The 14,654-nt window shown below is 59.3% G+C and carries 12 protein-coding genes and 4 tRNA genes; 5 read left to right on the top strand and 11 right to left on the bottom strand.

The genetic code is table 11. The features are described from left to right. Window positions 1–44: 44 nt before the first annotated feature. The 7 genes from AB9L16_RS07700 to AB9L16_RS07670 all read right to left on the bottom strand — a co-directional run bounded on the left by AB9L16_RS07700 (window position 45) and on the right by AB9L16_RS07670 (window position 8,101). Entirely contained in the window at window positions 45–401 is a 357-nt protein-coding gene (locus AB9L16_RS07700) for a hypothetical protein (protein ID WP_252887537.1), read from the bottom strand. After that, window positions 401–5,167, bottom strand: coding sequence for an RHS repeat-associated core domain-containing protein (locus AB9L16_RS07695; RefSeq protein WP_375123316.1), 4,767 nt, complete (start codon window positions 5,165–5,167; stop codon window positions 401–403). Before AB9L16_RS07695 ends, AB9L16_RS07700 begins: the two co-directional genes overlap by 1 nt. A 239-nt stretch (window positions 5,168–5,406) precedes the next feature. Beyond that, complete coding sequence (locus AB9L16_RS07690) at window positions 5,407–5,814, bottom strand: sel1 repeat family protein (RefSeq protein WP_076566754.1); 408 nt, start codon at window positions 5,812–5,814, stop codon at window positions 5,407–5,409. Further along, a complete protein-coding gene (locus AB9L16_RS07685) occupies window positions 5,815–6,186 on the bottom strand; it encodes a hypothetical protein (RefSeq protein WP_003223109.1) in 372 nt (123 codons plus the stop codon). After that, window positions 6,183–6,524, bottom strand: a complete 342-nt coding sequence (locus AB9L16_RS07680) for a helix-turn-helix domain-containing protein (RefSeq protein ID WP_056783977.1) — start codon at window positions 6,522–6,524, stop codon at window positions 6,183–6,185. The genes AB9L16_RS07685 and AB9L16_RS07680 overlap by 4 nt, the downstream gene beginning before the upstream one ends. Window positions 6,525–6,636: 112 nt before the next feature. Further along, window positions 6,637–7,092 carry a YkvA family protein gene (locus AB9L16_RS07675; protein ID WP_016773733.1) on the bottom strand — a complete coding sequence of 152 codons (456 nt, stop codon included), beginning with the start codon at window positions 7,090–7,092 and terminating at the stop codon, window positions 6,637–6,639. A 292-nt stretch (window positions 7,093–7,384) separates the two neighbouring features. Next, a complete protein-coding gene (locus AB9L16_RS07670; protein WP_016773732.1) occupies window positions 7,385–8,101 on the bottom strand; it encodes an FKBP-type peptidyl-prolyl cis-trans isomerase in 717 nt (238 codons plus the stop codon). A gap of 269 nt (window positions 8,102–8,370) precedes the next feature. Between AB9L16_RS07670 and AB9L16_RS07665 the strand changes: the two genes are divergently transcribed. Both AB9L16_RS07665 and AB9L16_RS07660 read left to right on the top strand, forming a co-directional pair. Then, entirely contained in the window at window positions 8,371–10,182 is a 1,812-nt protein-coding gene (locus AB9L16_RS07665) for a di-heme-cytochrome C peroxidase (protein WP_150636749.1), read from the top strand. Then, the gene (locus AB9L16_RS07660) at window positions 10,179–11,348 is read left to right on the top strand and encodes a catalase family protein (RefSeq protein ID WP_375123315.1); all 1,170 of its coding nucleotides are present in this window, start codon (window positions 10,179–10,181) and stop codon (window positions 11,346–11,348) included. The genes AB9L16_RS07665 and AB9L16_RS07660 overlap by 4 nt, the downstream gene beginning before the upstream one ends. A gap of 89 nt (window positions 11,349–11,437) precedes the next feature. Here the strand turns inward: AB9L16_RS07660 and AB9L16_RS07655 are convergent. The 4 genes from AB9L16_RS07655 to AB9L16_RS07640 form a co-directional block, all read right to left on the bottom strand. Beyond that, window positions 11,438–11,514 (bottom strand) — tRNA-Asp (locus AB9L16_RS07655). Window positions 11,515–11,533: 19 nt separating this feature from the next. Then, window positions 11,534–11,609, bottom strand: a tRNA-Val gene (locus AB9L16_RS07650). A 190-nt stretch (window positions 11,610–11,799) separates the two neighbouring features. Next, window positions 11,800–11,876, bottom strand: a tRNA-Asp gene (locus tag AB9L16_RS07645). A 19-nt stretch (window positions 11,877–11,895) separates the two neighbouring features. Further along, a tRNA-Val gene (locus tag AB9L16_RS07640) sits at window positions 11,896–11,971 on the bottom strand. A 159-nt stretch (window positions 11,972–12,130) separates the two neighbouring features. Between AB9L16_RS07640 and rdgC the strand changes: the two genes are divergently transcribed. From rdgC to sugE, 3 genes are all read left to right on the top strand, one after another. Next, window positions 12,131–13,051: a recombination-associated protein RdgC gene (rdgC, locus tag AB9L16_RS07635; RefSeq protein WP_024012190.1), complete on the top strand. Its 921-nt coding sequence runs from the start codon at window positions 12,131–12,133 to the stop codon at window positions 13,049–13,051. Window positions 13,052–13,194: 143 nt separating this feature from the next. Then, window positions 13,195–14,160, top strand: coding sequence for a bile acid:sodium symporter family protein (locus AB9L16_RS07630; RefSeq protein ID WP_130900882.1), 966 nt, complete (start codon window positions 13,195–13,197; stop codon window positions 14,158–14,160). 120 nt (window positions 14,161–14,280) lie between these two features. Beyond that, on the top strand, window positions 14,281–14,595 hold the full coding sequence (sugE, locus tag AB9L16_RS07625; protein WP_041479526.1) for a quaternary ammonium compound efflux SMR transporter SugE: 315 nt from the start codon (window positions 14,281–14,283) through the stop codon (window positions 14,593–14,595). Window positions 14,596–14,654 lie beyond the last annotated feature (59 nt).

Raw genomic sequence — 14,654 nt, 5'->3', positions numbered from 1 at the left:
GAGTGCGTGCTTACTTGCCAGGCGCCACTCCAGAATGCAGATTTTTAGCCACAGCCCGTTTCATCCCGATACCTTGTTAAGCACTCCAATAGAAGTCTCATAAAACTAGACCTATCGGTAATTTCTTCGTCAAAATAAGTTGTCATTCGGTTAAATACACGGTCGAAATTGTCGTTTCTCTCCAAAAAATGTTCGACAGTATTTATTAGCGATTCTTGTTCTGCATCTGTGTATTCACAAAATTCAGGCCTTAACACAGTATCGAAAAGCTCTTTTAACTGACGCGAATCGTTTACATTTTTTTCAACTATTAATCGCTCCCTCTCGACATCAGTAGTATTTTCTATATCAAAAACAAACAATAAGTTTTTTATATCTACAATTTCATACGTTTTTTTCATCATTCAAAATCCGCATATGAAGTCACGGTATCGCCATTAGCTCTCAGAATAACCACGGCTTTCCTTTGCTGCCCATAAATGCCGTCTCTGGTATAACCTTCCCCAATTATCTTTCCCATGTCCATAGGCCTTCTAGATGTTTGAAGATTAGTCTGACGGAATATAAGTTTTGCTCTATAGATAGCGTTCAGCTGATCTCTATGGCTGAAAAAATGAGTAGCCGCGCTTGGAATTTTAGGTTCTCCATGGTGTGATCCACCGGTGTAGGTCTCTATAACGCCAGTCGTTGGATTTTTTCCTGTCATGATCCTTTCAAATTGCGACCGTAGTGTTGTTTGGGCGCCGTGCTTTTCCAGAAAATGCTCTCCATTTTGTGGATTCTCCATTTCATGCAAACGTCGGTATGCGTTTTCTTCAGCTAATTCATCAATCCTCGCCCGACGCTCCTGAGCCGTCATCTTCGGCAGCGCAGGTTCACCATCATCCACTTTAGCCCCACCAATCCCACCCGGAACCTCACACCCAGGCTTCTTCGGCGGCGGGCAATTGGACGTCAACCCCAACGGATCCACCCACCCCGTCGGATTCGGCACGTACTGGTACTGATTCAACCCACCCGCGAGCTTCACCGGATCCGGTGTCAGATACCGCCCCAATCTCGGGTCGTAATACCGATGGCGGTTGTAATGCAGGCCACTTTCAACATCGAAGTACTGCCCCTGAAAACGCAGCGGTTGGTCGAGGTAGTCTTCGCCGGCCAAGGTCACAGCGGCGACTTTGCCGTAGGCGTCGTATTGCGCGGACCAGACGATTTCGCCGCTGTAGTCGGTGAGTTCCTGCGGGGTGCCGAGGTGGTCGAGTTGGTAGTAGAACGGGCAGGCTTTTTTCGGGCCTTTGCCGTCGAGCATCGCCAACGGGCGGAAGGTGCCGGGTTCGTAGAGGAAGCTGCGGTATTGCGTGGCGCTGCTTTCGGCGACGAGGTGTTCGCCTTGCCAGAAGAACTCGGTGACGGCGCCGTCGATTGTTTTGCGGATGCGGCGACCGAAGGCGTCGTATTGATAAGTGGCGGTCTGGCCGTCGGGGCGGGTCAGGCCGATCAGGCGGTGCTGGCAGTCGTAGCGGTATTCGGTGACCAGGGTCTGGCCGTGGCCTCGGCGTTCGCGGATCAGGTTGCCGAAGGCGTCGTAGTCGTAATGGCGGTCGCCTTGCATCAGCAGGCGGTTGCCCTTGATCTGCGCGGGACCGGGGCGGTCCTGCATCAGCAGGTTGCCCGCCGGGTCGTGGGCGAAGGATTCGGGCAGTTCGTCGCGCGAGTGACGTACGCGGATCAACCGGTCGAGGGCGTCGTAGCCGTAGGTGCGCTGGCCGTGGCGGCTGTCGGCGATGTGCTCGAGATTGCCGTTGGCGCTGTAGGCATAATCGCGGCGGTACAGCGAAGCGTGGCGATGACCTACAGCGTGGGCAAGCAAGCGGCCCTGATCGTCGTAGGAGTATTCGCTGAGCAGCAGACCTTGCTGGCGTTGCTGTTCGCGACCGGACTGATACACATGCCGGGTCAGCGGCGTGCCGTTGAGGTCGATGGCTGACAGCGCACCGCCCTTGGCGTAGTGATAATCGAGCTTGCTGTTGTCCGGCAGACGCAGGCGTTTGAGCTGACCGCAGGCGTCATAGGCGTAGCGCAAGGTGCCCCAGCCCTGATGCTCGGTGATCAGCCGGTCCTGACGGTCATACTCGAAGGCCAGCGGATGGTTTTGCCCGTCATCAACGGCAACCAAGCGCCCGAGGCGATCATAGTCGTAGCGGACTTTGAGCCCATCGGGCAGGGTTTTGACCAGCAAACGCCCGGCCTTGTCGCGCTCATAGTGGGTGACCAGACTGGGGCCGAAATCACCAAACTCGGTCTTCTCCAGCAAATGACCATTGAGGTCGTAGACGTAAGCCGTGCGCCGCCCATCAAACCCGGTTTCCTGTCGGATCAATCCGGTCGGCGTGTAATCCAGTCGGTATTTTTCGCCCGATTCGTTTTCAATTTCGGTCAGCAACAGCCGCGCATGGTCATAGCGGTACTGCACGCGGGTGCCGTCGGGGTTGATCCGCCGCGAGACCAGATGCAGGTCGTCGTCATATTCGTAGCGGGTGATGCGCCCGAGCTCGTCGCGCTCAGCGGTGATCTGGCCGTAGGCGCCGTAGCTGTAGGCGCGCGTGCTTCCCGTAGGAGAAGTCGTCAGGATCAGTCGGCCGGCCGCGTCCCACTGCTGACGACTGACAACACCAAATTCGTCATGGGTGGTAATCCGCCGTCCCAGCGCATCGTAGGAAAAGCGCCGCACGCCGCCATCGGGCAGGGTTTCTTCGATGAGCTGGCCGAGCTCGTTCCACACCCAACGGTGGCGGCTGCTGTCCGGATAACGCAGCGACAGCAATTGCCCGCGCAGGTTGTAGTAGTAATGGGTGACCTGGCCGTGGGGATCGACCGCTTCGGTAACGGCGCCTTCAGCGTTGCGCCGGTAGATCCACACCGCATCACCACGGCAACGCTTGTAGAGAAAGCCGTTGCGGTACTCGTAGGACGTTGGTGCATCGTCCGGCGGAATCAGCGCGATCAGCCGTCCGAGTTCGTCGTAGCGATATTCGGTGACCGCGCCCAACGCATCCTGCTCGGCGATCAATCGCCCCTGCTGGTCATAAGCCTTGAGCTGCTCGCCGCCATCGGCCGCAACCTGGCGCACCAGTCGCGCGCGCTCGTCGTGGACGTAGACTTCTTCGGTACCGTCGACGTAATGCACGGTCACGCTGGCGTCGTCATCGTTCCAGACGTAACGGGTGTTCATCTGCGAGAACGAAGCCCAGTGCCTCACGCAGCGCGCCGCTTTGCCCTCGCGCTGCCACTCCCAGAAGAAGCTCGCGCCGCCGGTCAGCTGGCGCTGGAGGATGACGTGATGGTCGTCGTAGTCGTAGCGTTCGCTGTCGCCGACCGCGTTGGTCGCGGTCAGCAGGCGTTGCCGGGCATCGAAGCTGTAGGTGGCGAGGGTTTGCTCGGTGGTCCACTCGCCTTGGACGAACACCTGATAATCGATCGCCACCAGTTGCGCGCGGTCATAACGCAACAGCAGGGCGCGGCCGGCGCCGTTGTCCAGACGCTGAATGCGGTCGGAGCGATCGCGTTGCAGGGTCAGACGATTGCCGTAGACGTCGCTGATTGCGGTCAGCCGGCCGGCGCGAAAGTGGTAGAAGCGCGCGTTTTCCCCGGCTAGGGCGAGGATCAGTTCTTCCGGTTCATCACCGAGAAAGATCGCCGCCCGCGACAGGCTGTTGTGAATCGCTGGGCGCGCGACGTTGGGCAGGGGAAAACGAGTGCGGCGGTTTTCGTGGTCGATCCAGATCACGCCATCGCCGTCGAAGGACAGGCGATGGGCCAGCGTGTGGCTCCAGCCAAAACCCAGGCCGATGTCGATCTCGACCGCGCTGCTGCGGTACAAGCGGGTGAACTCGAAGGGCAGCACGCCATCGAGCACCGCGTCGGTCAGGGTCAGCAGTTCCTCGCCGGTGACCATCGACACCGGGCAGCCGTTTTTGCAGGTATTGGGGACGCAGTCGGCGGCATCGCCGTTGGGGTTTTTCGCCTGGTCGGGGACGTCGTCGTGGGGCTCGTCTTTCTTCAACATGGCGTTGCGCTTGGCATCCCAGCGCAATTGCATCCGGCCCTTTTTCACCCCGGCGGCGATGCCCCGCGCGGCAACGGCTTTGTAGCGGTCGACGTATTCAATGAAGGCGCTGACGATGCTGAACAGCGCCTTGACCAGACGCTTGGCGACGTTGAACAGCTGCGTTGCACGGTCAGCCAGACGCAGCGTCAGATAAGCGATCCCCGCCCCCGCTCCGACAAACGTCAGCACCACGCTGATCAACACATCGATGATCAGTTGCACGATCATCATCGACGCCACTTCAGCAGATTTGCCGGCAATCTCGCTGGGCGGCAGCATGTCCAGCCACAGGCTTGCCGACCGCAGCAGCAAGCACATCGCCGCTTCGTCACTGACCAGCAACTGCAGCTTTTCCATGAGATTTGGCGCGGTCTGTGCCAGCTCGATCAGCTCAGCCGCGCCACTGCCCAAACGCTCGGCGAACTTGCCGGGTTCCTGAAGAATTTCCGAGAGCAGTCCGAGGCTGTCCCATACCCCCTCGATGGCCGCCCAACTGCCGGCGAGCATGCCGTTGCTGGCTGCGGCCGCTACCGACTGTGACCACTGCGGCTTGAAACCTTGCCACTCGCTACGCAGCCAGCCGTCCAGCTCGCCGGTCAAACCGTCATAGGATTCGAACAGCTTCGCGACTTGATTGGAGGTGACAGCGCTGTGCACAAGAACGCGGTAGAACTTGCCCTCTTCGCCTCTGAATTCAGCCTTGCCCTGCTGATCAAGGGTGACCGGGCTGGTTTTGCCGCTATCCACGTCGACCACATCGACGGAAATGTTGCCCAGCGGGATGTCGTAGACCGATTCGAACTTGCTCTCGATCTGCATGAGCCCGCCCTGCGGGCACTGGACAACGCTGGAAGAAAACTCCTCGTCGCTGCTACTGACCGCCGTGCGGCTATCGCCGAAGCGGATGATCCGCTCCATGCCCACCAGCGATGGCAGGTCTGCTGCCTCGCTGATCTGGTCCACCCTGCGACTGAGCCAGTGATCGAGCTGTTTGCGGTAGAGGCTGAGCGTTTGCGGGAAACTGTCGAGTTCCTGCTCGATGCGAGCGATGGCTTCCATCAACACACGCAGGCAGACAAGGTGGGCTGAAAAACGGGCTGAAGCATGAGCGGTCCCTCGCGCAAGAAATTAGTCGCGGGAACTGTGCGGGGGATCAGAAAGGAAAGAAGTCAGGCGAGTAGGCAAAGGATGTAGGACTAATCTGCAATCCAACATCCAGCGAAAAACGTGCAGGCAAAAACGTAAACGCGGCGTGAGGAAAACCTCACGCCGCGTTTACTTAGAAGACATACATGGAATTACTGCGTTGAATCACCAGCCATCAGCTGTTGCAGCTTAAGCTCGGCCAACGGGTGGCCGGCTTCGGCGGCCATGCTCCACCAACGAGCGGCCTCAGCGGGATCCGGCGCCTTGCTCGGGGTACCGGCGAGGCTGATCACGCCGACTTGATACGCCGCTTTACCATCACCAGCCAACGCCGCCAGACGCAGTAAGCGCACGCCTTCTTCACGCGCGCCTAACCCGACGCCGCGAAAAGTCAGAATGTGCCCATAAAAGCTTTGCGCACCGACATCGCCGAGGTTGGCCATGCGTGCAAACTGGCCTTCGAGCCAGCGCCAGCCACGCGGCTGGCGAACGAACCACGACCAATGAAACAGCCTGCGGGCCAGCCAGTAACCGGCCCGCGCCTTGAGGCGCAGAAACACTCAGGCCTCCGCCGATTCCGGGTATTCGTATTCGAAGACGCGCACCACTTCCGACGCATGCCAGGACGCCGCTGCAACGCCATCCGAAGGCCCGGAAAAGCGCCCCAGACGCTCGACACATTCAAAAAAACCGGTACGCGGCAAACGACTGGCGCCCTGACTGATGACCAGCGAACTGCGCAACGGCTGCTCGGCTTTGGCGTCCAGTGCGGCCAGATGCTCCAGCGCAGCCGTCAGTGTCTGCATCGCCGGCGTCGGCAGCTGCAAACGCTCAAGCAAGGCTCGATAAGTGAGAAGATGGCGCTGACGACGCGCCTGGTCCAGTTCCCCCAGCAATCCGTCCCAATGTTGACGGCTGATTCGTACGCTCACGATTCGTCCCTCCAACCCGGCACCGTCAGTTCCCAGGCCAGGCTGCGGCGAATCGCGGCGTCGGGCTGACGCTCACCACTTTCGATCATGGCCAGATAAGACGGGCTGATACCTACCGTGCGGGCCAGCGCCTCGATGGCGATGCCCTTCCCTTCGCGCAAACTGCGTAATTGATCCAGACCCGGAAGAATCGGCTCCGGCGAGGCGGCGAGCGGCGCTGCTGGCTGCTGCACCGGTGTTGCGTTGATCCCTGCTGCTTTCAGTAAAGCCTGATATTGAGCCCACGGCAGAACCGCGTATTCGGGTTCGCCATCGCGTGCAATTATCTGAATATCCATGACTACCCCGTAGGACAACACCACTTAGCGAGTCGGCACTTTTCCCTAGAAGTGTAATCCTAACAGCGGCCAAGGTCGCGAGTGGTATCTATCTGTAGGCAGTCTTCGTCAGTCAGGGCTTTTTCGGGCCTTGCAGCTGCAATTGTTCAGGGGTATCAGGGAGGCGTTCAACCACCGCCAGCTTCTCCGGTTGCTGGCGCTTGCGCCACAGACGAAAGGCGTTGAGCTCATCATCGAGGGTTTTCATCAGCCAGGCGAGGACAGCGATGTCATCGAGCATGCCGAACATGGGAATGAAATCCGGAATGGCATCCACCGGGCTGAGGAAATACATCAGGCCGGCCACCACCGAAATCAGCGACTTGGCACTGATCGCGCGATACTCGCCACGCCAGTAGGCCAGGCACAGCGACTGCAGCAAGCGCAGATCATCCTTGAGTTTGCCCAGGCGATTGCCTTGCGCGGCGCCTTTGCTGGCCACGGCAAACAACAGGGTCGGCAAGCGTCCACGGGCCAGCAGGCGACCGGCCAACGGCAGGAATCGAGCGAAATTCCACGGAGCTTTCATCTATTCTTCCCGTTGAAATGTTATCCACACAAATTGTGGATAACCTTGTGAACAGAGCTGCATTTCAGCGCTGAGAGCCCCGTTTCATAAGGGCTGCGCTCAGATCGGGCGTTTTTTACTCACATAAAAAAGCCCAATATTTCATTGACTTGGCAGCTCAGGGCGTCTAGCGCGGGCAGCCTCAAAGCTATGACTGTGCTGATCGCTGTCAGTTCGCTCTGTTTACCTTCCCTGACCTGCAGATGCAACAACGCCCCGCATGTGCGAGGCGTTGTTTTCGAGCCGTTGCGTGTTACTTGGCAGCGGCGTCTTCTTTGGCTGGATCCTTGATGGCCAGCAGTTCCAGGTCGAAAACCAGAACCGAGTTGGCCGGGATTGCCGGGCTTGGCGACTGAGCGCCGTAAGCCAGATCGCTAGGGATGTACAGTTTGTACTTCTCGCCAACGTGCATCAGTTGCAGACCTTCAACCCAACCCGGGATCACGCCACTGACTGGCAGATCGATCGGGCTGCCGCGCTCTACGGAGCTGTCGAACACGGTGCCGTTGGTCAGCTTGCCGGTGTAGTGAACAGTTACGACGTCGGTCGGCTTAGGCTGTGGGCCGTCGGCTTTCTTCACTACTTCGTACTGCAGGCCGGAAGCGGTGGTGGTCACACCGGCTTTCTTGCCGTTTTCTTCGAGGAATTTCTTGCCGGCGGCTGCCGACTCTTCACTCATCTTGGCCATACGCTCTTCAGCACGCTTTTGCAGCGAGGCGAAGGCTTCGACCAGTTCTTCATCTTTCAGCTTCTGTTCTTTCTTGCCAACGGCATCTTCGATGCCCTGGGCTACCGCTTTGGAGTCCAGATCATCCATGCCTTCCTGGGCAAGGCTTTTGCCCATGTTCAGGCCGATGCCGTAGGAAGCTTTTTGCGCCGGGGTTTTCAGCTCTACGCTGGTCTGCGAGTCACAACCCGCGAGTACCAGGCTAACCAGGGCTACCGCCGCCGCCAACCGATGCTGTTTCATGCTATTTCCTTGTTCATGCGCCGAATGGGCAATCGAGTAAAGCCGCGAGCTTATCAGGCCGCCACGACCAATGGCTACCGGCATGAGAGCAGGAATCTTCCGATAAGTTCAGGGATTAAAACGCATTTGGGCAACGGCTGGATGAAGCTTCTGTCATCCACGGACGACAAGCGTCATCGGAGCTTGCCTCAGCGTCTGGCGTAATGGCCACTTGCCCAGCAGTCATGGCTCAGGCATAACAGCGCAACAATTCGACAAGGATGTTTAACTTGCGCCTTCTATTCCGCGTTCTCACTCTGGTGATCGTGCTGGCGATAATCGCCCTCGCGGTGATCGTCTATTACGTCGCCAGCCCGAAATTGCCCTTCTACACCCCGCCGCAACAGGTACGTTACCTGGATCAATGGAGCGAAGAGGAACGGCAGACCTACTACTTCACGCCGCAAGGAACGCAAGTCAAAGGCCTGCGTTACGAGTGGTTCCAGGCATTGGAATTGCCCTTCTCCGAGCAGCGCTTCGCCTCCCCTGAATATCTCGCCCGTTTCGGCTTCCTGGTCGACCCGCAGCAGAAAGCGAGCGCGAACAACCCCGGCAACCTTCCCGTCGGTTTTGCCCGGCACGAGAATCCCGGCAACGCCTCGGAGCATTATCTGGACATCACCTGCGCCGCTTGCCACACCGGCGAGTTGCGCATCAAAGGCCAGGCCGTACGTATCGATGGCGGCAGCGCACAGCACGTGCTGCCTTCCAGCGTTCCTACGTTGCGCGGTGGCAGTTTCGGACAGGCCCTGGTCGCCAGTCTCGCCTCGACTTACTACAACCCGTGGAAGTTCGAGCGCTTCGCCCGCCAGGTGCTCGGAGATGATTACGAAGCGCGCCGCGAACAATTGCGCAGCGAGTTCAAGACCTCGCTGAACACCTTCATCAAAGTGGCGTGGAACGACACCCATCGCGGCCTGTACCCGACCGAGGAAGGCCCGGGGCGCACCGATGCGTTCGGCCGGATTGCCAACGCGACGTTTGGCGATGCGATTTCCCCTGCCAACTACCGCGTAGCCGATGCCCCGGTGGATTATCCGCAGCTGTGGGACATGTGGACGTTCGACTGGGTGCAGTGGAATGGCTCGGCCCAGCAGCCGATGGCGCGCAATATCGGCGAAGCGCTCGGCGTCGGAGCCACATTGAATTTCTTCGACGGCAACGGCCAGCCGCTGCAAGGTGCTGAGCGCTACCCCTCCAGCGTGCGCGTGCGCGATCTGCACGCCATCGAAGAAACCTTGCAGCAGTTGAAGCCGCCGACCTGGCCGGAAGATCTGTTCGGTGCGATCGACAAGCCGCTGGCCGCCAAAGGCCGCGCGCTGTTCGCGGAAAACTGCGCCGGCTGCCATGTCCCGCGCCAATCGCAGGAAGGCGAACGTTGGGTGCAGCACTTGCACATGATTCCCGTGGAGGTGATCGGTACCGATCCGAATGCGGCCAACAACGTTGCCAGCCATCGTTTCGACCTGAGCGCGCTGCAATGGGATGTCAAAGAGTTGGAAAAAATGGACGTCAGACTGCACCCCGAACCTAAAGCGCCGCTTGATCTGAGCCAATTGTCGGTGGCCAAGGGCCTGGCTTACGTCACCGCGTTCGTGGAAAACCGTGCCTATCGCGACGCGCAGATCACGCCGGAAGAAAAACCGCGCATGGATGGTTTCGGCCTGCCGATCGGCGTGCGCGAGAAAGTCGCTTACAAGGCCCGGCCGCTGGCCGGCGTATGGGCGACTGCGCCGTTTCTGCACAACGGTTCGGTGCCAAGCATCTATCAGTTGCTGTCACCGCAGGATGAGCGCGCCACCACCTTCTATAAAGGCACGCTCGAATACGACCCGCGCCACCTCGGCTATCGCACCGAACCTTTCACCAACGGTTTTCTGTTCGACACGCGCATCAGCGGCAACCACAACAGCGGCCACGAATTCCGCGCCGGCGCGCGCGGCAACGGGGTGATCGGCCGCCTCCTGCAACCCGAGGAGCGCTGGGCGCTGCTCGAATATCTGAAAGTACTGGGCGGACCACTGGAGGCGCAGTTGCCATGATCATGCCGACATTCAAAAAAGAACTGCCGCCACTGGCGCGCTTCTGGCTCTGGTTGGGGCGTTTGCTTGGCAAGACGCTGCTGATCCTGCTGATCATCGGCCTGCTCGGCTGGGCCATCGCCGCCGCGTGGTTCGCTTGGCAGCATCGTGGGCCGGTGTCGGCGCAGGAACAGATTCCACCAGGCGAAGCGGCGATGACCCAGGACATCATTCAAACCGCTGTGCGCATCGTCGACCAGCATCGCGAAAGCACGCGTTATCTGCGCGATGCCCACGCCAAGGCGCATGGCTGCGTGAAGGCGCAAGTGCAAGTGTTACCGGAACTGGCGCAATCGCTGCGGCAGGGGGTGTTCAGCGAGCCGGGCAAGACCTGGCAGGCGCTGATCCGGTTGTCCAACGGTAATGCCTACCCGCAATTCGACAGCATTCGCGACGCGCGCGGGATGGCAATCAAGCTGTTCGAGGTTCCTGGCAAGCAACTGCTCGGCAACCGCCAGGACCAGCATGAACAGGATTTCGTGATGTTCAGCCATCCGAATTTCTTTGTCAGCGATGTCGCCGAGTATCGTCAGAATGTAGCGGCGCAGGCTGACGGCAAGAAGGTCATGGCGTTTTTTCCGACGTGGGATCCGCGCACCTGGCAGGTCCGTCATCTATTCATCGCGTTGGCAACCCTGTCAGCGCCGCCGGACAGTCCGACCGAGACTACATATTTCTCGGTATCACCCTACAAGTTCGGTGAGGCCAATGCGAAATTCCGCGTCGTGCCGGATCCGGAGCGTTGCCCGGCGTATACCTTGCCCAAACAGAATCACGACTTGCCGAATTTTCTGCGCAGTGCACTGAATCAACAGTTATCCACGGATCGGGTGCCGGCGTGTTTTGCCCTGCAGATCCAGCGCCAGGACGCGAACAAGTACATGCCGATCGAAAACACCAGCATTGAGTGGCGTGAGCAGGATGCGCCGTTTGCAACGGTGGCGCGGATCACCCTGCCCGCGCAGGACTTCGATACGCCGGCGCTGAATCTGCAATGCGACAACCTGTCGTTCAACCCGTGGTTCGGCATCGACGCGCATCGGCCGATTGGCGGGATCAATCGCTTGCGCAAGGCAGTGTACGAGGCGGTGAGCGATTATCGGCATGCCCGCAATGCGGCGCAGTAGCGCGGCGATTTCATAAATCGCAGACAGCAAAAAGCCCGCACAAGGCGGGCTTTTTGTGGTGTCTGGCGTTCAGTTCCAGATACCGAATATGGCGCAGCGGACGGGACTCGAACCCGCGACCCCCGGCGTGACAGGCCGGTATTCTAACCGACTGAACTACCGCTGCGCGAAACGCTTGAAACGAATGGTGGGTGATGACGGGATCGAACCGCCGACATTCTGCTTGTAAGGCAGACGCTCTCCCAGCTGAGCTAATCACCCTTCGCTTCGTTACGGGGCGCATTATGCCACAAGTTTTCGTAAAGTGTTGATTTAATTGAATATTTTTCAAAAAAATCTGAAAACCGGTGAAACGATACATCCCGCGGGTACAACCTTGAGACAGAAAAAAACCCGCCTCAGCGGGTTTTTCCGTGGTTACCTGGCGTTCAGTGGTCCAGGTTACCGAATATGGCGCAGCGGACGGGACTCGAACCCGCGACCCCCGGCGTGACAGGCCGGTATTCTAACCGACTGAACTACCGCTGCGCTAAACACTTGAAACGAATGGTGGGTGATGACGGGATCGAACCGCCGACATTCTGCTTGTAAGGCAGACGCTCTCCCAGCTGAGCTAATCACCCTTCGCTTCGGTGTGGCGCGCATTCTACGGAGCACCCCAACCTCTGGCAAGCACTTTTTTAAATAATTTTCCGAGGCCTTCCAAAGGCTTAGAGAAGGGTTGGCCTATGCCCCGGCGAAGACAATAATGCCCCCCTTTGTATAAAGGAGTGACTCGCCCCATGTGGTTCAAGAACCTGCTGATCTATCGCCTGACCCAAGACCTGCCTGTCGATGCCGAGGCGCTGGAAACTGCACTGGCGACCAAACTGGCGCGGCCGTGTGCAAGCCAGGAGCTGACCACTTACGGTTTCGTTGCACCGTTCGGCAAGGGCGAAGATGCGCCGCTGGTGCACGTCAGCGGCGATTTCCTGCTGATCTCTGCGCGCAAGGAAGAACGCATTCTGCCGGGCAGCGTCGTGCGTGACGCGGTCAAGGAAAAGGTCGAAGAGATCGAAGCCGAGCAGATGCGCAAGGTCTATAAGAAGGAACGCGACCAGATCAAGGATGAAATTATCCAGGCGTTTCTGCCGCGCGCGTTCATCCGTCGTTCGTCGACCTTCGCCGCGATCGCGCCGAAACAGGGCCTGATCCTGGTCAACTCGGCCAGCCCGAAACGCGCCGAAGACCTGCTGTCGACGCTGCGCGAAGTGATCGGCACCCTGCCCGTGCGTCCATTGACCGTGAAAATGGCACCGACTGCGGTGATGACCGAGTGGGTCACCACGCAGAAAGCCGCCGACGATTTTTATGTACTGGACGAGTGCGAACTGCGCGATACCCACGAAGACGGCGGCATCGTCCGTTGCAAGCGTCAGGACCTGACCAGCGAGGAAATCCAGCTGCACCTGAGCACCGGCAAAGTCGTCACTCAGCTGTCGCTGGCCTGGCAGGACAAACTGTCGTTCATGCTCGACGACAAGATGACCGTCAAGCGCCTGAAATTCGAGGATCTGCTGCAGGATCAGGCGGAACAGGACGGTGGTGATGAAGCCCTGGGCCAACTGGATGCCAGCTTCACCCTGATGATGCTGACCTTCGGCGACTTCCTGCCGGCGCTGGTTGAAGCGTTGGGTGGGGAAGAGATGCCGCAGGGGATCTGACTCTGACGAGCATCTAACCTGTGGGAGCGAGCCTGCTCGCGAATGCGGTGCGCCAGCAACATTAATGTATCTGGCTCACCGCTTTCGCGAGCAGGCTCGCTCCCACAATGTTTTGTGGTGTAACCAATAATAAGGATCAAGCCATGCGCGCACTGGCTGCACTCAGCCGCTTTGTCGGCAATACCTTCGCTTACTGGGTTCTGATATTCGCCGTCGTGGCCTTCCTGCAACCGGCGTGGTTCATCGGCCTGAAAAGCGCGATCGTACCGCTGCTGGGTCTGGTGATGTTCGGCATGGGCCTGACCCTCAAGCTCGACGACTTCGCTGCCGTCGCTCGCCATCCGTGGCGGGTGGCGCTGGGCGTGGTTGCGCATTTCGTGATCATGCCCGGTGTGGCGTGGTTGCTCTGCCAGGTGTTCCACCTGCCGCCGGAAATCGCCGTCGGGGTGATTCTGGTCGGTTGCTGCCCGAGCGGCACCTCTTCGAACGTGATGACCTGGCTGGCACGCGGTGATCTGGCGCTTTCAGTGGCGATTGCCGCGGTCACTACCCTCCTCGCCCCACTGCTGACCCCGGCACTGATCTGGCTGTTGGCCTCGGCGTGGCTGCCGGTATCGTTCATGGAGCTGTTCTGGTCGATCCTGCAAGTGGTGCTGTTGCCGATCGTTCTCGGCGTGGTCGCGCAGCGTCTGCTCGGCGACAAGGTGCGGCATGCGGTGGATGTGTTGCCGCTGGTATCGGTGGTCAGCATCGTGATTATCGTCACCGCCGTGGTGGCGGCCAGTCAGGCGAAAATCGCCGAGTCCGGCCTGCTGATCATGGCCGTGGTGATGCTGCACAACAGCTTCGGTTATCTGCTCGGCTACTTCACCGGACGCCTGTTCGGCTTGCCTCTGGCTCAGCGCAAGTCGCTGGCACTGGAGGTCGGCATGCAGAATTCGGGACTGGGCGCGGCATTGGCCAGTGCGCACTTTTCGCCACTGGCGGCGGTGCCGAGCGCGCTGTTCAGCGTCTGGCACAATATCTCCGGGGCGCTGCTGTCGACGTACTTCCGGCGCATGAGCGAGAAGGAAGACCGCGACAACCTCGCGCAACGGGCTGTCGACTGAGGCTGAAAACTTGATCCCCGGGTTAATGCTCGTCACTATATTGCGCAACGCGGGGACGACCCTGCGGCTCGATCGAGTCATTCATCTGGGGACGACCCCGTCAATCGATGGAGGTCCTGCATGTCCTGGATCATTCTGTTTTGCGCCGGCCTGTTCGAAGTCGGCTGGGCCGTCGGCCTGAAATACACCGACGGCTTCACCCGCCCGCTTCCCACCGCCCTCACCGTTGCCGCCATGGCCATCAGCCTTGGTTTGCTCGGTCTGGCGATGAAGGAATTGCCATTGGGTACGGCGTATGCGATCTGGACCGGCGTAGGTGCGGTGGGCACGGTGATCGCCGGGATCATTTTGTTCGGCGAGTCGATGGCATTGATTCGGCTGGCCAGTGTGGCGTTGATCGTCACCGGTTTGATCGGGCTCAAGGTCAGCGCTTAAGCCACCAGCCCCATCGCTGGCAAGCCAGCTCCCACAAGATTGGTGTACACCATCGAACC

The sequence above is a fragment of the Pseudomonas sp. LW8 genome, from assembly GCF_041956865.1.
Classification (GTDB): Bacteria; Pseudomonadota; Gammaproteobacteria; order Pseudomonadales; family Pseudomonadaceae; genus Aquipseudomonas; species Aquipseudomonas siliginis.
This window is presented reverse-complemented; position numbering and strand designations above follow the sequence as displayed.